At 69.5% G+C, this 17446-nt stretch carries 22 protein-coding genes and 1 CRISPR repeat array; of the genes, 6 read left to right on the top strand and 16 right to left on the bottom strand.

Annotated features, from left to right (window positions below; genetic code table 11):
• Window positions 1-239: 239 nt before the first annotated feature.
• Window positions 240-599: a hypothetical protein gene (locus tag QWU11_RS25030; protein ID WP_290116836.1), complete on the bottom strand. Its 360-nt coding sequence runs from the start codon at window positions 597-599 to the stop codon at window positions 240-242.
• 98 nt (window positions 600-697) lie between these two features.
• Here QWU11_RS25030 and QWU11_RS25025 point away from each other — a divergent pair, with 98 nt between their 5' ends.
• Window positions 698-1267: a TetR family transcriptional regulator gene (locus QWU11_RS25025; RefSeq protein ID WP_290116835.1), complete on the top strand. Its 570-nt coding sequence runs from the start codon at window positions 698-700 to the stop codon at window positions 1265-1267.
• Window positions 1268-1273: 6 nt separating this feature from the next.
• Here the strand turns inward: QWU11_RS25025 and QWU11_RS25020 are convergent, their stop codons facing one another.
• Together QWU11_RS25020 and QWU11_RS25015 are read right to left on the bottom strand one after the other, a co-directional pair.
• Window positions 1274-2035, bottom strand: a complete 762-nt coding sequence (locus QWU11_RS25020; RefSeq protein ID WP_290116834.1) for a permease prefix domain 1-containing protein — start codon at window positions 2033-2035, stop codon at window positions 1274-1276.
• Window positions 2032-2346: a helix-turn-helix transcriptional regulator gene (locus QWU11_RS25015; protein WP_290116833.1), complete on the bottom strand. Its 315-nt coding sequence runs from the start codon at window positions 2344-2346 to the stop codon at window positions 2032-2034. Before QWU11_RS25015 ends, QWU11_RS25020 begins: the two co-directional genes overlap by 4 nt.
• An 82-nt stretch (window positions 2347-2428) precedes the next feature.
• Here QWU11_RS25015 and QWU11_RS25010 point away from each other — a divergent pair, with 82 nt between their 5' ends.
• Window positions 2429-3610: an acyl-CoA dehydrogenase family protein gene (locus QWU11_RS25010; RefSeq protein ID WP_290116832.1), complete on the top strand. Its 1182-nt coding sequence runs from the start codon at window positions 2429-2431 to the stop codon at window positions 3608-3610.
• A 1-nt stretch (window position 3611) separates the two neighbouring features.
• Here QWU11_RS25010 and QWU11_RS25005 read toward each other — a convergent pair whose 3' ends face one another.
• Window positions 3612-5063, bottom strand: a complete 1452-nt coding sequence (locus QWU11_RS25005) for an AMP-binding protein (protein ID WP_290116831.1) — start codon at window positions 5061-5063, stop codon at window positions 3612-3614.
• A gap of 60 nt (window positions 5064-5123) precedes the next feature.
• On the opposite strand from QWU11_RS25005, the gene QWU11_RS25000 reads away from it, so the two are divergent.
• Complete coding sequence (locus QWU11_RS25000) at window positions 5124-5555, top strand: SRPBCC family protein (protein WP_290116830.1); 432 nt, start codon at window positions 5124-5126, stop codon at window positions 5553-5555.
• Between the two features lie 11 nt (window positions 5556-5566).
• On the opposite strand, the gene QWU11_RS24995 is transcribed toward QWU11_RS25000, so the two are convergent.
• The 3 genes from QWU11_RS24995 to QWU11_RS24985 all read right to left on the bottom strand — a co-directional run bounded on the left by QWU11_RS24995 (window position 5567) and on the right by QWU11_RS24985 (window position 8042).
• Complete coding sequence (locus QWU11_RS24995) at window positions 5567-6352, bottom strand: enoyl-CoA hydratase/isomerase family protein (RefSeq protein ID WP_290116829.1); 786 nt, start codon at window positions 6350-6352, stop codon at window positions 5567-5569.
• On the bottom strand, window positions 6349-7260 hold the full coding sequence (locus QWU11_RS24990; RefSeq protein ID WP_290116828.1) for an alpha/beta hydrolase: 912 nt from the start codon (window positions 7258-7260) through the stop codon (window positions 6349-6351). Before QWU11_RS24990 ends, QWU11_RS24995 begins: the two co-directional genes overlap by 4 nt.
• Before the next feature lie 62 nt (window positions 7261-7322).
• Window positions 7323-8042, bottom strand: a complete 720-nt coding sequence (locus tag QWU11_RS24985) for a gamma-glutamyl-gamma-aminobutyrate hydrolase family protein (protein ID WP_290116827.1) — start codon at window positions 8040-8042, stop codon at window positions 7323-7325.
• A gap of 433 nt (window positions 8043-8475) precedes the next feature.
• Here QWU11_RS24985 and QWU11_RS24980 point away from each other — a divergent pair, with 433 nt between their 5' ends.
• Window positions 8476-9594 (top strand): globin domain-containing protein, encoded by a 1119-nt coding sequence (locus tag QWU11_RS24980; RefSeq protein WP_290116842.1) that lies wholly within the window; start codon window positions 8476-8478, stop codon window positions 9592-9594.
• Here the strand turns inward: QWU11_RS24980 and QWU11_RS24975 are convergent.
• The 9 genes from QWU11_RS24975 to QWU11_RS24935 form a co-directional block, all read right to left on the bottom strand.
• Window positions 9591-10385 carry a helix-turn-helix transcriptional regulator gene (locus QWU11_RS24975; RefSeq protein WP_290116826.1) on the bottom strand — a complete coding sequence of 265 codons (795 nt, stop codon included), beginning with the start codon at window positions 10383-10385 and terminating at the stop codon, window positions 9591-9593. The two genes, QWU11_RS24980 and QWU11_RS24975, sit on opposite strands and share 4 nt — an antisense overlap.
• 132 nt (window positions 10386-10517) lie before the next feature.
• A complete protein-coding gene (locus QWU11_RS24970; RefSeq protein WP_290116825.1) occupies window positions 10518-11651 on the bottom strand; it encodes a tyrosine-type recombinase/integrase in 1134 nt (377 codons plus the stop codon).
• Between the two features lie 104 nt (window positions 11652-11755).
• Window positions 11756-11899 carry a hypothetical protein gene (locus QWU11_RS24965; RefSeq protein ID WP_290116824.1) on the bottom strand — a complete coding sequence of 48 codons (144 nt, stop codon included), beginning with the start codon at window positions 11897-11899 and terminating at the stop codon, window positions 11756-11758.
• A gap of 45 nt (window positions 11900-11944) precedes the next feature.
• The gene (locus QWU11_RS24960) at window positions 11945-12133 is read right to left on the bottom strand and encodes a helix-turn-helix domain-containing protein (protein ID WP_290116823.1); all 189 of its coding nucleotides are present in this window, start codon (window positions 12131-12133) and stop codon (window positions 11945-11947) included.
• Window positions 12134-12238: 105 nt separating this feature from the next.
• On the bottom strand, window positions 12239-13963 hold the full coding sequence (locus QWU11_RS24955; protein WP_290116822.1) for an FtsK/SpoIIIE domain-containing protein: 1725 nt from the start codon (window positions 13961-13963) through the stop codon (window positions 12239-12241).
• Between the two features lie 11 nt (window positions 13964-13974).
• The gene (locus QWU11_RS24950) at window positions 13975-14286 is read right to left on the bottom strand and encodes a hypothetical protein (protein WP_290116821.1); all 312 of its coding nucleotides are present in this window, start codon (window positions 14284-14286) and stop codon (window positions 13975-13977) included.
• A 33-nt stretch (window positions 14287-14319) separates the two neighbouring features.
• Window positions 14320-14508, bottom strand: coding sequence for a hypothetical protein (locus tag QWU11_RS24945; RefSeq protein ID WP_290116820.1), 189 nt, complete (start codon window positions 14506-14508; stop codon window positions 14320-14322).
• Between the two features lie 160 nt (window positions 14509-14668).
• Window positions 14669-14884 (bottom strand): hypothetical protein, encoded by a 216-nt coding sequence (locus QWU11_RS24940; RefSeq protein ID WP_290116819.1) that lies wholly within the window; start codon window positions 14882-14884, stop codon window positions 14669-14671.
• On the bottom strand, window positions 14884-15066 hold the full coding sequence (locus tag QWU11_RS24935) for a hypothetical protein (RefSeq protein WP_290116818.1): 183 nt from the start codon (window positions 15064-15066) through the stop codon (window positions 14884-14886). The genes QWU11_RS24940 and QWU11_RS24935 overlap by 1 nt, the downstream gene beginning before the upstream one ends.
• A gap of 260 nt (window positions 15067-15326) precedes the next feature.
• Between QWU11_RS24935 and QWU11_RS24930 the strand changes: the two genes are divergently transcribed.
• Both QWU11_RS24930 and QWU11_RS24925 read left to right on the top strand, forming a co-directional pair.
• Window positions 15327-16070, top strand: a complete 744-nt coding sequence (locus QWU11_RS24930; protein WP_290116817.1) for an XRE family transcriptional regulator — start codon at window positions 15327-15329, stop codon at window positions 16068-16070.
• Between the two features lie 5 nt (window positions 16071-16075).
• Window positions 16076-16552, top strand: coding sequence for an NUDIX domain-containing protein (locus QWU11_RS24925; protein ID WP_290116816.1), 477 nt, complete (start codon window positions 16076-16078; stop codon window positions 16550-16552).
• Between the two features lie 56 nt (window positions 16553-16608).
• Window positions 16609-17365: direct repeats of the CRISPR family, unit length 28 nt; unit sequence GGAACACCCCCACGGGCGTGGGGAGGAC.
• Window positions 17366-17446: the final 81 nt, after the last annotated feature.

Below are 17446 nucleotides of genomic sequence, written 5' to 3'. Positions count from 1 at the left end.
AACGCGCCCACGACCTCGGCGTCATCGACGAAATCATCGACCCCGCCAAAACCCGCCGCGCCATCGCACAAGCCATCGCCGAGGCCACCCCTGCCAGGGGCGCGCACGGCAACATCCCCCTCTAGCGCGCCTCGCGCAATACGGCGCCGATCATATTTCGCGGCGGTGCGTCGAATGAAAGGCCGCGCGACCGGGATCGGGGGGATGACCCGGCCGCGCGGCGTCCGTGGGGCGCTGGTTCAGCGGCCTTTGGTGACCTTCATGATCTGCCAGAGCTCCTCGCGGAGACGATCACGGCAGACACGGTACTGCGCCCAGTTGCCGTCGAAGGCCGTCATCACGACATATTCCTCGTCTTCGGTGTATGTCCGCGCCTGATCCGGACGGTGCATCCTGTCGTGCATCTCCGTCCACAGGCGGTCACGCCAGGCGCCGTACAGCTCGGCGTTCCCCCCGAACCTCGTCTCCACCAGCAGTTTCTCGTCGTGCAGCACCCAGTTGGCGAGCTCGGCGGCGCGTACGGCCGGAGCGTGCGGCCGGCGTCTCATCAGGCCGCTCAGCGTCGTTCGGCGATGCTTGCCCGGTGGCCATACCTTCATGACGCCCCCCTGTTTCGTGTCCCATCAGAAAGACGCCTCACCTGCCGCTCCGGATGACAGGAATGTTCGCCGGGGCGGGGGTCTGAAATCCTGGGGGCATGCAGCAGCGCCGAACACTCCGCGACGACCTGCTCGACGCCGCCGGTGCGCTCATCATCGAGCGGGGGTTCCGGCGGGTGCGCATGCAGGACGTCGCGGACGCGGTCGGGGTCTCGCGGCAGACCGTCTACAACGAGTTCGGCGACAAGTGGCGGCTGGCGCAGGCGCTGACCCTGCGGGAGAACGACCGCTACCTCGACGCGGTGGACGAGGCGCTGACCCGGCACGAGGACCTCTACTCGGCGGTCGCCGCCGCCGTGACCTACACCCTCAGCACGGCGGCCGACGACCCGCTGAAGAAGGCGATCCTGACCGGCTCCGGCAGCGAGGACCTGCTGCCGCTCATGACCACGCGCGCCGAACCGGTGCTGTTCGCGGCCAAACAGCGCATCATCGCGCACACGCTGCGCCAGTGGCCCGGGCTCGACCCGGCCGAGGTGACCGAACTCGCCGACGCCGTCGTACGGCTGACGATGAGCCACACCGTCCTGCCGATGGACCCACCCGAGATCGTCGCCGCCCGGCTCGCCCGCCTGGTCTCGCGCTACCTCGGCGACCGCACCGGCTGACCGCCTTTACGTTGTAGATCGCGAAAACACCACCCGGGACGCCGACCGCAGGTAGGCGACCGCGGCGGCCAGCGCGACGATCCCCGCGCTCCACCACTGCCCGCCGCCTCCGCGCGTCCCGCCGAGCGCGGCCGCGTCGGCTCCCTGCAACGCCAGGACCATTGCGGCGAGTCCGTACACCGCGGCGCCGGCGGCCGGCACCAGACCCGGCCGCAGGACGAGGGCGGGCGGCTTCGCACGCCGCCGGACCAGCGCGTACGCGCCGAGGATCAGCAGGCCCAGCGCCCCGGCCGCGACGCGGAACCACACCACCTCGCCCCAGTGGTCCAGGGTCGCGGCCTCCAGGCAGTCGTGACCGGGGAACAGTCCCCGCAGCTCCGCGCACCGCTGCGGCGTGTAACGCACCCACGGCAGGTCGCCGGAGACGAAGGCCGGTCCGAAGAGCCGTCCCAGCACCTCCGAGATCACCCCGCTGACACCGACGGCGATCAGCCCGACGGCGGCGAGGGGCGCCAGTGCCCACGCGAGCGCGCGGACGACCTCTCCGGACCGTAGGACGCCGTCGAAACGGCGCGCCACCACGCGCGGCGGACCGAACCGCTCGACCGCCCGGCGCTGCGCCTCCTCCTCGGTCAGCCCCTCCTCCACGCCGTCGCGCGCCGCTTCGCGCAGATGCTCCTCCGCCTCGGTGAGCACGCGCCGTACGTCCGCCGGCGAGCCGCGCAGCTCGGCGAGCAGCCGGTCGAGGTAACGGTCGATGTCGCTCATGCCAGCACCGCCTGCACGCCGCGTGAGAACGCCCGCCACTCCTCGCGCATCCCGGTCAGCGCCGTGGCGCCCGCCGCGGTCGGCTCGTACAGCCGGCGGCGGCGGCCGGACTCCTCGGCCCAGTAGCTGCGCAGCAGCCCGCTCGACTCCAGCCGGTGCAGCGCCGGGTAGATCGTGCCCTCCGGCAGGTCGAAGGCGCCGTCGCTGCGGTCGCGCAGCGCGCCGATGATCGCGTAGCCGTGCGCCGGCCCGCCGGTCAGCACGGACAGCAGGAGCAGGTCGAGATGCCCCTTCAGTTGTTCTCGTCGCATACCTCGTAATGCTAGGCATAGCACTACGAGGTGTCCAGCCGGATCGCTACTGTGGTCGGAACAAGAACCGAAGGAGGTTCGGGTGGATTTCGACCTGCCGGAGAGCGCCGTCGCCGTACGGGACGGGGTCGCCGCGATCGGCGCGCGCCACGGGCTGGACTACTGGGACCGCTGTGACGCGGACAAGCGCTGGCCCGAGGAGGTCTGGCGCGAGCTCGCCGACGGCGGCTGGCTCGGCCTGGCCGTGCCCGAGGAGTACGGCGGCGGAGGGCAGGGGCTGCTCGAGCTCGCGGTGGCCGCCGAGACGCTCGCCGCATCCGGCGCGGGCGGAGCCTCCTCCTTCGTCTACCTGCTCACCCCCGCCTTCGGCGCGCTGACCATCGGCCGTCACGGCACCGACGAGCAGAGACGCGCGCTGCTGCCCGCGCTGGCCGCCGGGCGGTCGGAGACCTGTTTCGCGATCACCGAGCCGGACGCCGGCAGCAACGCGATCAACATCACCACGATGGCCCGGCGCGAGGGCGACGACTTCGTGGTCACCGGGCAGAAGATCTGGATCTCCGGGGTCGAGCGCGCCCGGCACATGGTGCTCGTCAGCCGTACGATCCCGGCGGCCGAGGCCCGGCCGCGCGTCAACGGCTTCACGATCCTGCTCGTCGACATCGAGGAGGCCGTCGCCAAGGGCACGCTGACCTACCGGCCCATCCCGAAGCTCGGCACGAACACCGTCGCCTCGAACATGGTCTTCCTCGACGAGGTGCGCGTGCCGGCGGCGAACGTCATCGGCACGGTCGACGAGGGCTTCGCGGTGCTGTGGGACATCCTCAACCCCGAGCGGATCATCGCGGCGGCCGGCGCCGTCGGCTGCGGCGAGCTGTCCCTCAAGGTGGCGGTCGACTACGCCAGGGAGCGCGCGCCGTTCGGCCGGCCGATCGGCGCCAACCAGGCGGTCGCGTTCCCGCTCGCGCAGGTCAAGGCGCAGGTGGAGCTCGCGCGGCTGATGGTCTACAAGGCGGCGTGGCTGTGGGACCGGCAGCGGCCCTGCGGCTCGGAGGCCAACATCGCCAAGCTCACCGCCGCCGAGGCTGCCTGGCAGGCGGCGGACCGCATGTTCCAGGCGCACGGCGGCATGGCCTACTCCCTGGAGTACCCGGTCGCCCGGCTGTTCCGCGACGCCCGCATCGGCAAGAACATCCCGGTCGCCGAGGAACTCGTCCTGGCGCACATCGCCCAGCACGAGCTGGGACTGCCCAAGTCGTACTGACTCAGCGGCTCTCCGGCAGGCGTACGGCCACGTCCGGGTCGTGCGCCTCCCGGAGGTCCCGCTTGAGGATCTTGCCGGAGTGGTTGCGCGGGATCGCGGCGGCGAACTCGTACCAGCGCGGCCGTTTGAAGGCGCCGAGGCGGTCGCGGCAGTACGCGTCCAGCTCCTCGGGACCGACCGGCGCGCGCGTGACCACCAGCGCCTTCACCGCCTCGCCCCAGCGCCGGTCGGGTACGCCGAAGACCGCCGCGTCGCCGACGCCCGGATGGGTGAGCAGGACCCGCTCGACCTCGGCGGAGTAGACGTTCTCGCCGCCCGTCTTGATCATGTCCTTGGCGCGGTCGACGAAGTAGAGGTAGCCGTCGTCGTCGCGGCGCATGACGTCGCCGGTGTGCAGCCACCCGTCGCGGAGCCCCTCGCCGGGCAGGTTCGCGTACCCCGCCATCATCGACGGCCCGCGTACGAGCAGCTCGCCCGGCTCCCCCGGCGACGCCTCGATCGCGATGTCGAAGGCGGGCAGGGGGCGGCCGACGGTGCCGGGCCGTTCGAGCTCCTCGGCCAGGGTCGAGACGGCCACGAAGTTGCCCGCCTCGGTCGAGCCGTACACGCCGCGGTAGTCGCAGCCCAGCTCGGCGAGGATGCGCAGCGTCTCGGCGCGCTCGGTGCCGGCCATCCCGTACACCAGGCGCAGCGGCCGCGCCGACGGATGCCGCAGCGCCCGGCGTGTGCCCGTCGGGAAGATCGCGACGGTGACGCCGTGCTCGGCGATGAGCGACCACGCCTCGTCCGGCCCGGCGCCGGCAGGGAACACGACCGTCCCGCCCATCGCCAGGTGCGCGAGGACCATGCCGTACCCCGCGACGTGGAACAGCGGCAGCGTCGCGAGCAGCCGGTCCTCCCCGGTGACGCCGAGACCCTGCACGGCGTTGACGGTCGCGGCCACCCACCCGCGGTTGGTGAGCAGGCAGCCCTTCGGCCGTCCCGTGGTGCCCGAGGTGTACAGCTGGATGATCGGGGTGTCCGCTCCCGGCCGCGGCCCCTCGGCGCCGGCCGCGACGCCGGGACGCGTCTCCTCGCCGATCATCCAGTGCGTGAGCGCGAGGAGCCCGGACTCGCGCGCGAGAGGTTCGAGGGCGGGGTGCACGACGGCGTACGCGGCGCCGGAGTCCTCGATCTGGAAACGGATCTCCGCCGGCGCGAGGCGGGTGTTGAGCGGCACCACACAGGCGCCGAGCCGCGACGCGGCGAAGGCCGTCTCGATCGCCTCGGGGGTGTTCGCGCTCAGCAGAGCGACCCTGCTGCCCGTACGGACCCCCGCCGCGGCGAACACCGAACTCAGGCGCTCGACGCGGCGGGCCAGCTCACCGTACGTGCGGCGCCGTCCCGACCAGACGAAGGCGGTGCGGGAGGGCCAGAGCGTCCCGCACCGGTGGGCGATGTCTCCGAGCAGCATCAGCGCGTGTCCTTCCGGCCGGCGGGGAACTCATCCAGATAAACACATCAGGAGAGTGCCATGCCCAAGCCGTACGCCAGCGCCGTCCTTCCCGTCTCCGCCGACCGCGTGTGGGAGGCGATCCGCGACTTCGGAAGCATCGCCGACTGGCATCCGGGCATCGCGAGCGCCGAGCTGAAGGGCGGGGCGGGCGACCAGGTCGGCGCCGTACGCCGCCTGACCGGCCCGGGCGGCGAGCTCTTCGTCGAGCGCCTGCTGATCCTGGACGACACGGCCCGCTCGTACACGTACGAGATCCTGGAGAGCCCGTTCCCGGTCCGGGCGTACGAGGCGACGATGCGCGTGACGCCGGTGACGGACACGGGGTACGCGTTCGCGGAGTGGACGGCCACCTACGACGCGGACGCCGAGGACGAGGCCCGGCTGACCAAGACCTTCTCCCGCGGCATCTTCGCCACCGGCCTGAGCGCGCTGCGCGACCGGTTCAGCTGACGGCCGGGCGGTCAGAAGGACGGAGGGCGCTTCTCGCGCAGCGCACGGACGCCCTCACGCAGATCGGGACCGGCGAAGCCGAAGAACTCCATCGCGAGGGACGCGTCGAACGCCGGTCCGGCCGAACGGAGCCAGTTGTTGAGCGCCAGCTTCGTGAAGCCGATCGCCTGGGTCGCTCCCCCCGCGAGCCGGCCGGCGATCTCCAGAGCCTTGTCGTGCACCTCGTCGTCGTCGACGCAAACGCTGACCAGGCCGATCCGCTCGGCCTCCTCGCCGGACAGCGGCTCGCACAGCAGGAGGTGGTACTTCGCCTTGGCCAGGCCGCACAGCAGCGGCCAGACGATCGCGGCGTGGTCGCCGGCGGCGACGCCCAGCCGCGTGTGGCCGTCGATGATCTTCGCGGTACGGCCGGCGACCGAGATGTCGGCGAGCAGGGCCACGGCCAGGCCCGCGCCGACGGCGGGGCCCTGGATCGCGCTGACCACCGGTTTGGAGCAGTTGATGACGTTGTAGACGATGTCGCGCGCCTCACGCAGGACGCGGGAGCGCACGTCGTAGTCGGCCATCATCTCCTCGATCATGTCGAGGTCGCCGCCGGCCGAGAACGCGGTGCCCTCGCCGCGGATGAGGATCGCGCGCACGTCGTCGTCGGCGTCCGCGTCGCGCCAGATCCCGGCGAGTTCGCGGTGGCCGGTCGCGTCGACGGCGTTGAGCCGGCCCGGGGCGCTGATGGTCACCCGGAGCACGCCCTCGGCGGCCCAGTCGATCTTCAGCCGCTCGTACGACGCGTAGGTCATCGCTGCTCCCTGTCGAAGGCCTGCCGGAGCCGGCTCGCCGCCCACTCGCGTGCGGTGACGGCGTCGTCGAACACCTCCGGAGACGTCACGAAGTTGTGGATCATGCCGTCGTGGCGGCGCAGCTCGACCGGCACCCCGGCGGCCTCGAGGGCGCGCGCGTACTCCTCACCCTCGTCGCGGAGGATGTCGTACTCCGCCGTGAGCACGGTCGCGGGCGGCAGCCCGGACAGGTCGGCGGCCCGCAGCGGCGCGACGCGCGGGTCGAAACGGTCGGCGTAGCCGATGTAGTGCCCGAAGAACCAGGCCATCGTCGCGGCGCTCAGGCCGTACCCCTCGCCGAACTCGGCGAAGCTGGCCGAGTCGAGCGCCGAGTCGGTGTTCGGGCACATCAGTAGCTGGTGGGCGAGCGGGAGACCCTCGTCGCGGGCGCGGAGCGCGGTCACCGCCGCCAGGTTGCCGCCCGCGCTGTCACCGGCCACCGCCACCGCGCCGGGCCGGACGCCGTACCGGCCGGTGTTCCCCGCGACGTCGGCGGTCACCGCGTACGCGTCCTCGACCGCGGCCGGGAAGGGGTCCTCGGGGGCGAGGCGGTAGCCCACGCTGACGACGGCGCAGCCGGCCTCGGCCGCGAGCCGCCGGCACATCGGGTCGGCGGTGTCCAGGTCGCCGATCGCCCAGCCGCCGCCGTGGAAGTAGACGAGCGCGGGCAGCGTGCCGCTCTCGGGGCGGTAGATCCGGATCGGGACGTCGCCGACGGCGCCGTCCTCGGTCTCGGCCAGGTCCGGGCCGACGCCGCGGTACGGGTTCGCGCGCGTGCCGGCGCGCATGGCTTCGACGTCGGGTTCGGCCGGCGCCGCGCCGGTGTCCATGAGCTTCAGGAACGCGACGGCCTGCGGATGCAGAGGCATGTGCGGAGCGACCTCCAGACTCGGCTCGCGCCGACCTTATCCCAGGGGGTACGGCGCGGCGGTCAGCCGCGCGCCTCGGCGACCAGGGCCTCGACGAGACGCGGGTCGTCGGCCTCTTCGGGGTGCCACTGCACGCCGATGCCGAACCGGTGTCCCTGCAGCTCGATCGCCTCGATGACCTGGTCGTCGGCCCACGCCACCGTGGAAAGCCCCTTGCCGAGGCGCTTGACCGCCTGGTGGTGGCCGCTCGCGACCTCCGCGTGGTCGCCGAGGGTCTTGCCGACCACACTGGCGACGCTGATCTGGACGGAGTGACGGCCGAACCGGCCCGGCGACGGCTGGTGGGCGTGCCCGCCGACGATGTCGGGCAGGTGCTGGACCAGGCTGCCCTCGCGGATGACGTTGAGCGCCTGCATGCCCCGGCCGATGGCGAGGAAGGGCAGGTCCGCGTCGATCGCCGCGCGCAGGAGGGCGAGCTCGAAGCGGTCGCGCTGCGGCTGCGGCGACGTGGTCTCCTCGTGCGGCTCCTCGCCGTACAGCGAGGCGTCGAGGTCTCCGCCGCCGGAGAAGATCAGCCCGTCGAGCCGCTCGACGAGGATGGGCACCGTGGCCCGGACCGACGGCGGCAGCATCACCGGCACGGCACGTGCCCGTTCGAGTGCCCGCTGATACGGCACCGGAAGCAGCGCGGCCTCGCGTACCCAGTCGCCCCAGCGGGCCGGTTCGAGGCTTGCCGTGATGCCGATGAGCGGGGGACCCGCGGTGTACGTCGCCCCTGCCATGCCAGAGCCCCCTCCTTGACGCCGCACCCGCCGGGCGTCCGGTTCGCGTCCGATCATCATTGCGCATAGTCGCGCTTTTCGGGCCCTTCACCCCCAAGCCCCAGTCTCCAGACCGCGTGGCCCCCTCCGGCCACTCCCCCCGACTCCGGGCCGCAACGGGCGCCGGAGTAGATGATCCTTCAAACTCGTTGGTATTTCTTCTATCCGCCTCCCGTGGAGGATATCAGCGGAGCTTCGGAGAAGATTTCATACCGATCGGTATTTGCAGCGCTTCGACAATTACTCTCCGGTTACACATAATCCTATCCCGATTACTCTTCGTACACGACCCGGCCAGACCGCCACAAGAGGTTGATGTTTTCGCTGGTGAGATGCGAAACTCATAGGCAGGGGGAGCGTGACCGCGATCATCGAACCGACAGTGGGGGGATTGATGAAATCGCTGAATCCCCGGGTTATCAAAGAGAGCTTCGCCCTCTTCGAGCCTCGATCAGAGGAAATATCCGGCTATTTCTATGGCCGCTTATTCGCGGAGAACCCCCGCCTCCGCACGTTCTTCCCTCCGGCGATGGATCGGCAGCGTGAACGTTTGTTCCACGCCCTCCGGAAGATCGTCTGGAGCCTCGACAGCCCGGACACGCTCTCGGCGTTCCTGTCCCGGCTCGGCCGCGACCACCGCAAGTTCGGCGTCGGCCGCGAGCACTACGACGCGATGGGACGCGCTCTTCTCGCGACTCTCCGCAAATTCGCCGGCGACGCCTGGACGGCGGAGATGGAGTCGGCCTGGCGCGTCGCGTACACCACCGCGGCCACCATGATGATCGACGCCGCCGAGGAGAGCGCGGCCTCGCAACCGCCGTGGTGGACCGGCGAGGTCGTCGGCCACGAGCTGCACGCCCCCGACCTCGCGGCGCTGACCGTACGGCCGGACCGCCCCCTCCCCTACACCGCGGGCCAGTACATCACCATCCAGGTCGCGCGCTGGCCGTGGACGTGGCGGCCCTACTCCGTCGCCAACGCCCCGCGCGAGGACGGCCTGCTCCGCTTCCACGTACGCGCCGTGCCGGCGGGGTGGGTGAGCGGCACGCTGGTCCGGCACGTCAAGGTCGGCGACACGCTGCTGCTCGGCCACGCGGCCGGCACGATGACCCTCGACCCCGACGCCGACCGCGCCATCCTCTGCGTCGCGGGCGGCACCGGCCTCGCTCCGCTGAAGGCGCTGGTGGAGGAGGCGATCGCCAGGGATCCGGATCGCGAGATCCACCTGCTGTTCGGCGCGCGCACCCCTTCGGAGCTGTACGACCTGGCGGACCTGCGGGCGCTGGAGGACCGCGCTCCGGGGCTGCGGGTGGTGCCGGTCGTGGCGTCTTCATCGGACTTCGACGGTGAGCACGGCCTGTTGCCGGAGGTCCTCGGCCGTTTCCAGGACTGGTCGGAGCACGACGTCTACGTCGCCGGCCCGCCGGAGATGGTCGAGAGCACGGTCACGGTCCTCCACGACCTCGGCGTCCTGGCCGCCCGCATCCACTACGACCGTCTCGACGACCGTTAGCTCTTCCGCGCTCGCCCGCGGAGATAGTCCGCCGTGGCGTCGTCGGCAGGGAAGAACGCCTCGATGGCCATCTCCGCGAGCGTCACGTCCGCCGCCGTGCCGAACGTCGTCACGGTGCTGAAGAAGCTGAGCACCTGGTCGCCGTACCTCATCCGCGTGGGCAGCACGATGTCGTGCGAGGGTTCGTGCACGTGGTCGTCCTCGCCCCCGTACGCCCGCGTCTCCTCGTGCAGGGCCCGGAGCTCCTCGTCGCCGGACAGCGCGACCTGCCGGGCCATCCGCCCGACGAGATGCGCCCGCACCTCGCTCAGGTTGACCACCCGGGCGGCGAGCCCGAGGGGATGCAGCGCGAGCCGGTGAACGTTGACCGGCGGCCGTACGAGCTCCTCGGGAACGCCTTCGAGGAAGAGCATCGCCGCCTCGTTGGCCAGCAGAAGGTTCCACCGCCGGTCGACGACGAGCGCGGGGTAGGGCTCGTGCCCGTCGAGCACCTTGTTGAGCGCCTCCCGCGCGGGCCGCATCTCGGGCGCGTCGATCGGCCGCTCCTGGTAGACGGGCGCGAACCCGGCGGCCATGAGCAACGCGTTCCGCTCGCGGAGGGGGACGTCGAGCCGCTCGGTGAGCCGCAACACCATGTCCCGGCTGGGCCGGGACCGCCCGGTCTCGAGAAAACTGAGATGACGGGTGGAGATCCCGGCCTCGTTGGAGAGCTCGAGCTGACTGAGCCGCCGGCGCCGCCGCCAGTCACGCAGCAGATCCCCGACGGGCCGTGTCCTTGTCGCGGTGGCCATGACCCCCGAAGCTATCCCCCGCCTGGAACGACGACGATTACGGGGGAGGTAATGGCAGCCGTTCCCGCCGTGCCTGCTCAGGCGCGGCTTCGGTGGGCTTCGCTAGATCAAGGGAGCCGAATGGGGAGCCAGTCAGGCGGACTTCGTCTTGAAGATAGTGTCCATGACCTCGGCTCCACCCGTGATGACGGGCTTGAGCCGGTGTCGATAGACGGTCTCGGTGGTGTGGGTTCCGGCGTGCCCGACGAGGTCGGCGATCTTGTCGATCGTGACGCCGTGATCGCTCAGCAGCGACACGAAGGTGTGCCGTAGCTCGCGTGGGACCCATTGATCGCCGAGGCCGGCGGCCTTGGTGATCTTCTGGAACTCGTTGCAGACTTGGTCGGCACTCAGTCCCGACCCGTCTTCCTGGCAGAAGACGAGATCGCGCTCGTGCCACATCTCGCTTGCGGCGAGACGCTCCACCGCCTGCCGCGCCTTGTGAGCGGACAGAGCGGTCACTGCCTGCTTCGCGATCGCCAGACCGCGACGTGAGGTACGCGTCTTGGTGTCACCTCCGTGTCTCTCGGCGCGCAGGACGTAGACGACGGCCTTGTCGAGGTCCACGTCGGTCCACGTAAGCGCGCGGGCCTCCTCGGTACGGATGCCGGACATCAGGCACAGCACCACGTAGGCGCCGAGCCGCCATGGTGCGTCATGCCGTTGAGCGGTCTCGATGAGCTTCGCCGCCTGCCGCAGCGTGAGGCTCTTGCTCGGCCGGCCAACGCAGCCATCCGGCGCATCGACCAGCTCGGAGACGTTCCGGCCGACCTTGTCGCGGCGCGCCGCCATGCGAATGGATCGCGTCAGCAGATTGTGACTCCGGCGGACGGTCTCGGTCGATCGCTCCCTCGCCATCTCCCCCAGCCAGTCATCGACGTGATCGGCCGTCAGCTCCTTGAGCTTGATCCGGCCGATCTTGGGAGTGATGTGGTTCTTCGCGAGCGAGCGGTACACCTTGTGCGTGTTCTCGGATTTTCCCTTGAGACCCTTCGCTAAGAAGTCGTCCACGCATGCGGCGACCGTGTACTTGTCATCGGTCTCGATCCCCTTCTCCAGATCTGCGACCAGTTGCTTGAGCTTCCTCTTGACCTCGGTCTTGTGCTTGCCCTTTCGCTTGGGCCGGTTACGTTTGCCGTCCGGTCGGAAGCCGAGCGAGATGGCGCCTGTCCAGCCTCCGTTCTCCTCGTAGAGGGACGCTTCGTACTGTCCGATCATGATCTTCATTTGATCCCTCCTCTCCGGTGCTCGACGTTCGTCGTGCGCGCCCTGGCCTGCGGTCGAGGCGTACCACCGGGGTCGTGGTGACCAGGGCTTGTTGGGATTGGTGGTTACTCGTCGCCGTGGCGCTCGATGTACTCATCGATTGCCTTCCTGATGATGTAGGCGAGGTCTCGATCCTGCTTGGTGGCGATGCTCTGGAGCTTGCGGCGACGCTCGGCGTCGAGGCGCATGCTGTAGTTCTCCGTGACCATGCTTCCCTTCCTGTCGCGGACTGTACCACGGTGCATTGCGATGCACTACGGTGTGGTATTGCCTTCTTCGAGCGCCTCGATCAGCGCGGCCAAATGCTGATCGGTAATGCGGCGCAGCTTGCCGATCTTGAGGCTGCGGAGTTGGCCCGTCCTGAGTAGGTAGTAGACCTTGTCACGACCGACGTGCAGGATCTCCGCGACTTCCTCGACCGTGTACGCCTGCAGGTGCCTCACCTCCCCTCGCCGCGGTCACGTTGCGTGCTCGTCTCCGGGTTGTCTCATTTCTCGTCTCTTGGCGCCTTACGTGCAGGCGCGCGTGAGCGTGAGACCTTGAGACGGTTACGGTTCGTCACCGGTCTGAGGGGTGGCGGCGCGGTAGCGCCCGCGGCCGACCTGGACCACGCGGCCGGTTTCGGCGTAGTCCGAAAGTCGCCGATAGAGCGTGGGACGGCTCATTCCGGTGATCTTGACCAGCTTGGAGACGGCGAGTCCGGCTTCGGGCGCATTCCGCAGCTCCTGCCAAAGTCGGTCTTCGGTCGTCGCCGGTTGTGTGGGTTCAGGTGCCGGATGGGGAGCGTTCAGTACGGGTCGTTGCGCGGCATGCCGGTGGGCCGTCGCGTTCACATCGTCGTCGCGGATGAGGTAGGCGCGGGCGCGTTTCGGTGTGGGGTGTTCGGGTGCGGAAATGAGGAACTTGCCGGGAGCGTCGAGGGTGTGAGCGTGCCAGCCGGCGTTGTACATGCCCTGACCGAGGATGAGATCGACGTCGCGGCGTTCCCGTACGCGTAGCGAGATGCGTACGTCCATCTGGGAGCGCGCGGCGCCGTGGCCCATGGCTTTCTGTGTGGGGCGTTGGGTGGCGGCCACGATGTTGACGGCGACGGCGCGTCCTCTGCGGGCGATGGAATCGGTGTAGGTGGTGGCGGCTTCGGGGAGTTCGGCGTACTCGTCGATCACGATCACCAGCGCCGGCTTGCTCCTGGTCGGTTCCCAGACGCGTGCGCCGACCTGGCTGGACTCGGCGGCTCGCCGGTCCAGTTCGGTGACGGCTTCTCTGAGTACACCGACCGCTTGTTCGGGGGTGGTGGCCAGGCGGCCGAGGGAGGGTGCCCAGGGGCGGAGTTCCATGCCGCCTTTGAGGTCGATGCCCCACATCACGACGTCCTCGCATGCGGCGAGTGCGGCGAGGATGACGTTGAGGACGCCGGACTTGCCGGAGCCGACGACGCCTCCGACGAGCGCGTTGCGGCGGAGTAGGAGGACGGTAGCCGGGCTTGCGTCCTCGAAGACGCCCAGCGGGATGGGCTGAGTGATCGAGGTCGTATCGGGTGCGCGCCATGGCACGGGGCGTGAGTGTGGGTCGGTGTGCAGGACGCGCATGAGGAAGTGGTCCGCGCGGTCCCGGTCGGGTTCGATCCGTACGGCTCCGGGTCTGGTGCCGAGGGCGGATTCGATCGCGGCGAGCTTGCCGAGGGCGTCGGCCACGGTGTGGCCTCGGCGGAGCGCGATGCGAGCGGTCCAGCCCCAGGCGTCGACCACGGCGGACATCACACGCGAACCGGTCAGGCCGATGGACTCGGCGGTCTGTGGCCAGCCGGCGAGGGTGCGTTCTACCCGGACGCGTGCGCGTCTGCGACGGTGTGCCCACCAGGGGATCGACAGCAGTGCCCCGCCGACGAGCAGGAGTTGCGGCAGCGGTCGTTGTCCCCATCCCTCCGCTGTCGCTGCGGCTGTCCAGGCGCCCTCCGCGGTGAGGACCGCAGCGGCGTACAGCCGTTCGCTGGTCCGGGTCAGGCCCAGGCGGTGACCGAGGCGTAGGAGCGCGAACGCGGCGATCATCGTTGTCGCGAGAATGCCGGGCCACCATCCGGGGTGGGTGGCGTGGAGGAGCCAGCCGGTGAGCGCGGTGAGCCCGGCGGCGTAGGCAGGTGCGAGTTCGGAGCGGTAGCGCCACAGCCAGCGGCCGATCAGTACGCCGATCATGTCGGGTAGCTGGTCGCCTGAGGTGATGAGCATCATGGGCTGTACGCCGTTGCGGCTCATCTTGCGGGCTTGGCGTCGCATCTGACGGGCCTTCATCGTCCGGCCCGCCTCTGCGCTTGGGCGTGGAGTTCGTCGCGTAGGTAGGACAGCGGGTCGTCTTCGCCGTCGTGGTGTGCGCCGAGGGTCGCTTGTGCGGCGGCGAGCAGGTCGGCGTAGTCGAGGCGGGTACGGGCGAGGGCGGCGGTCAGCTCTTCGATGTCGGTGAGTGCGGTGTCGATGATGTGCCAGTAGCCGGCGAGGGTCGGGAGCGTGTTGGAGAATCCGGCGATGATCCGTCGCGCGGCGTCGTTTCGGGTGGTGACCTCCTGCAGATCAAGCCTGATGTTCGGTGCGCTGTTGGGCACTGGGCATCCCCTCCTTCGGTCGGGTACGGGTGGTCAGGCGCCGGTGAGCCACTGCACGACTCCGGCGACGAGCTGGCGGATCTGGGGTGCGGCGTCGGTCGCGGCGAGGAAGAACCCGAACAGCAGGCACAGGACCGCGTGCCAGACGCGCAAGCCCATGAACCGCCACGCGACGTAGGCGCCTGCGCCGAGAAGCGCCACGAGCGGTATCGAGACCGTCATTGATGGATCACCTCCTTTCAGAGGTCGTCGTTGCGGGACTTACGGCGCTGCCAGCGAGCGCGAGAGCGGCATTTGCGGCAGCGCCGGTTGCCCCATTCGATGAGAGAGCCGCACATGCAGCGGCGTACGTAAAAGCCGTCCGGGATCCTCTTCAGTTAGATCACCTCCGCCCGTTCACGAGCGGAGCGGTTCGCGTGGTCTCGCCGTTTTTCTGGACGTGGACCCCCAGGACGGCGCGAGCGAAGCCGGCGAGCCGCGTCGGAGGTTCCGCGTCGAGGGCGGTCCACGGCGCTTCACGGTGAGCGCCGATGAGGACGAGCAGGATGAGAACGACGACGAGCGCGGCAAGGCCGAGAGCGACGAATGCGATGGTCATCACTTGCTCACCGCCTGGAACAGCCGGCGGAACGTACGACGAACGCGACGAGGACGGGCGACATGCCGCTGCCACGCGTCGCGGGAGTTGCACTTACGGCAGAGGCCGTACTTCTTCTCGGCGTGCGCCCCGCAGGGGCAGCGCCAGGGCAACGGGTCGAGTGGGCTGTAATAGAGGTTCATCGGCACTCCTCTCGGAGCCCCATGTCCCGGCCTTCTTCTATACATGTCTGTACATGTACGGAAGAAAATCGCGCGTGAATTCCAGCTCGCGCGGTGTGGCTTATTGGCCGAGAGTTGGGGCTCGAAGCGAATCGGGGGTTTCTCTTACGCCCACAAAGATGCGCTTTTAGGCCGAGACGAGCACCAGCCTGGCTGGACGTGTTGATGACGTCTTACTAAGGTCAAGTAGTCCTAAGACGTCCTGCGATCCGGTCGGGTAGATGACAAACGAGCGCCTAAGAGCGGCAATGCTGGAACGCGGCCTGACCCTGGCCGCCTTCGCCGAAGCGATCGGCGTCGACGAGAAGACGATCGAGCGCTGGATCACCCAGGGCCGAACGCCGTACCGACGTCACCGCTACGCTGCGGCAACGCACCTCGGCGTTGAAGAGACCTACCTGTGGCCGGACGCGATCTCCCGCCAGCAGGTCGCCACAGCCTCCGAGAGCGAGATCGTCAACATCTACCCACACCGCTGGGCCATGCCCAGGGACACGTGGGGACGTCTCTTCTCACAGGCCGAGGAAGAGATCGGCATCCTCGTCTACGTCGCCTTGTTCCTCGCCGAGGACACCGGAATCCAGCGCCTGCTGGAGGAGAAGGCAAGAGCCGGCGTACGCGTCCGCGTACTGCTCGGCGAGCCTGACGGCTCCGCGGTCGCCCAGCGCGGCGAGGAGGAAGGTATCGGCGACGCCATCGGCGCCAAGGCACGGAATGCCATCGCCCTGTACCGGCCGCTTCGCCAGATCGACGGCGTGGAGTTCCGGCTCCACGACACGATCTTGTACAACTCCATCTACCGCGCCGACGACGAGCTACTCGTCAACACCCACGTCTATGGCAACGCGGCTTCCAACGCCCCGGTCTTCCACCTACGCGGCGTGGCCGGCGGAGACATGGTCGCGCTGTACCGCGACAGCTTCGAACGCGTCTGGGACGGCGCCAAGCCGCTCACGGGAGGCTGAGACCTATGCCAGGCAGGATCGACTACCACGACGACCCGAACGCCCCCAAGCCCAACAGCATGGTCCCGTCGGTCAACGTCGTGGTAGTGAACGACGAGGGCGACATCCTGCTGATCCGCCGTACGGACAACAACAACTGGGCGCTGCCGGGCGGAGCGATCGACCTCGGCGAATCAGCGTCTCAAGCCGCCATCCGCGAAACGCAAGAAGAGACCGGCATCACCTGCGAGATCACCGGTCTGGTCGGCATCTACACCGACCCGCGCCACCTGATCCACTACACGAGCAACGACGAGGTACGCCAGGAGTTCTCCATCGTCCTCACCGGCCGCCCGATCAGCGGCCGACCAACACCCAGCAGCGAATCAAGCGAAGCCCGCTGGGTGCCAGCCGCACAGGTCGACGGCTACCAGATGGATCAAGCGATGCGGAAACGGATAGAGCGCTACCTGTCGCCGGACAACACGCCCGAGATCACGTAGCTCCCATCCTAAGAGCCTCGATCATCCTCCGATAGGGACTCTCTCCGCACCAGCACGGAACCACCCCCACCGGCGTGGGAAGACATGGCGACGCGCGAATCCGCCGGGGTGCCTGGCGAAACACCCCCACGGGCGTGGGGAGGACCGCGCCGGCGCGATGCTCGGCACGATGGACGCCGGAACACCCCCACGGGCGTGGGAGGACGCGATGCGGGCTTCAAAATACGCGCCCGATCTAGAACACCCTACGGGCGTGGGGAGGACGGGTACGAGACGCCCTTCATCACGAACTGGCCCGGAACACCCCCACGGGCGTGGGGAGGACGACCTCGCCGCCCTCGACATCCCCGACATCACCGGAACACCCCCACGGGCGTGGGGAGGACCGCCATGCGCCGCTGAACAGCCCGACCCGGATCGGAACACCCCCACGGGCGTGGGGAGGACCGGCTGCGACTACAACCGGGCACTGACCAGCGAGGAACACCCCCACGGGCGTGGGGAGGACTCGCCACCGTAGGTGCCCGCGTTGACGGGCCCCGGAACACCCCCACGGGCGTGGGGAGGACGTCGGTGTGGTGGCCGCCGAGCCGGGCTAGGGAGGAACACCCCCACGGGCGTGGGGAGGACGCATCGGCGCGCTCGTCAAGCTCGGGGCGGAAGGGAACACCCCCACGGGCGTGGGGAGGACCATGCGTCGGCCAGGAGCGTCGTCCCTGTCGTCGGAACACCCCCACGGGCGTGGGGAGGACTTTCTCGGGACTCAGCCACGTCAGTCCTCGCTGGGAACACCCCCACGGGCGTGGGGAGGACACTTCGCGACCTGCGGCGATAGAGAGGCAACTTGATTAGCGACAGTTTCTTGTCGGGGTTTCTCACGCGCCGGGCCACCCA

The sequence above is a fragment of the Actinomadura sp. DC4 genome (assembly GCF_030406325.1).
GTDB lineage: Bacteria > Actinomycetota > Actinomycetes > Streptosporangiales > Streptosporangiaceae > Actinoallomurus.
The sequence above is the reverse complement of the archived record's forward strand: the minus strand, read 5'-3'. Positions and strand labels throughout refer to the sequence as shown.

What these genes read in the sequence shown, in the direction of transcription:
- QWU11_RS25030 (WP_290116836.1), bottom strand. Translation starts at nt 599, where the DNA reads ATGAAGGTATGGCCACCGGGCAAGCATCGCCGAACGACGCTGAGCGGC.
- QWU11_RS25025 (WP_290116835.1), top strand. Translation starts at nt 698, where the DNA reads ATGCAGCAGCGCCGAACACTCCGCGACGACCTGCTCGACGCCGCCGGT.
- QWU11_RS25020 (WP_290116834.1), bottom strand. Translation starts at nt 2,035, where the DNA reads ATGAGCGACATCGACCGTTACCTCGACCGGCTGCTCGCCGAGCTGCGC.
- QWU11_RS25015 (WP_290116833.1), bottom strand. Translation starts at nt 2,346, where the DNA reads ATGCGACGAGAACAACTGAAGGGGCATCTCGACCTGCTCCTGCTGTCC.
- QWU11_RS25005 (WP_290116831.1), bottom strand. Translation starts at nt 5,063, where the DNA reads ATGCTGCTCGGAGACATCGCCCACCGGTGCGGGACGCTCTGGCCCTCC.
- QWU11_RS25000 (WP_290116830.1), top strand. Translation starts at nt 5,124, where the DNA reads ATGCCCAAGCCGTACGCCAGCGCCGTCCTTCCCGTCTCCGCCGACCGC.
- QWU11_RS24995 (WP_290116829.1), bottom strand. Translation starts at nt 6,352, where the DNA reads ATGACCTACGCGTCGTACGAGCGGCTGAAGATCGACTGGGCCGCCGAG.
- QWU11_RS24990 (WP_290116828.1), bottom strand. Translation starts at nt 7,260, where the DNA reads ATGCCTCTGCATCCGCAGGCCGTCGCGTTCCTGAAGCTCATGGACACC.
- QWU11_RS24985 (WP_290116827.1), bottom strand. Translation starts at nt 8,042, where the DNA reads ATGGCAGGGGCGACGTACACCGCGGGTCCCCCGCTCATCGGCATCACG.
- QWU11_RS24980 (WP_290116842.1), top strand. Translation starts at nt 8,476, where the DNA reads ATGAAATCGCTGAATCCCCGGGTTATCAAAGAGAGCTTCGCCCTCTTC.
- QWU11_RS24975 (WP_290116826.1), bottom strand. Translation starts at nt 10,385, where the DNA reads ATGGCCACCGCGACAAGGACACGGCCCGTCGGGGATCTGCTGCGTGAC.
- QWU11_RS24970 (WP_290116825.1), bottom strand. Translation starts at nt 11,651, where the DNA reads ATGAAGATCATGATCGGACAGTACGAAGCGTCCCTCTACGAGGAGAAC.
- QWU11_RS24965 (WP_290116824.1), bottom strand. Translation starts at nt 11,899, where the DNA reads ATGGTCACGGAGAACTACAGCATGCGCCTCGACGCCGAGCGTCGCCGC.
- QWU11_RS24955 (WP_290116822.1), bottom strand. Translation starts at nt 13,963, where the DNA reads ATGCGACGCCAAGCCCGCAAGATGAGCCGCAACGGCGTACAGCCCATG.
- QWU11_RS24945 (WP_290116820.1), bottom strand. Translation starts at nt 14,508, where the DNA reads ATGACGGTCTCGATACCGCTCGTGGCGCTTCTCGGCGCAGGCGCCTAC.
- QWU11_RS24940 (WP_290116819.1), bottom strand. Translation starts at nt 14,884, where the DNA reads ATGACCATCGCATTCGTCGCTCTCGGCCTTGCCGCGCTCGTCGTCGTT.
- QWU11_RS24935 (WP_290116818.1), bottom strand. Translation starts at nt 15,066, where the DNA reads ATGAACCTCTATTACAGCCCACTCGACCCGTTGCCCTGGCGCTGCCCC.
- QWU11_RS24930 (WP_290116817.1), top strand. Translation starts at nt 15,327, where the DNA reads ATGACAAACGAGCGCCTAAGAGCGGCAATGCTGGAACGCGGCCTGACC.
- QWU11_RS24925 (WP_290116816.1), top strand. Translation starts at nt 16,076, where the DNA reads ATGCCAGGCAGGATCGACTACCACGACGACCCGAACGCCCCCAAGCCC.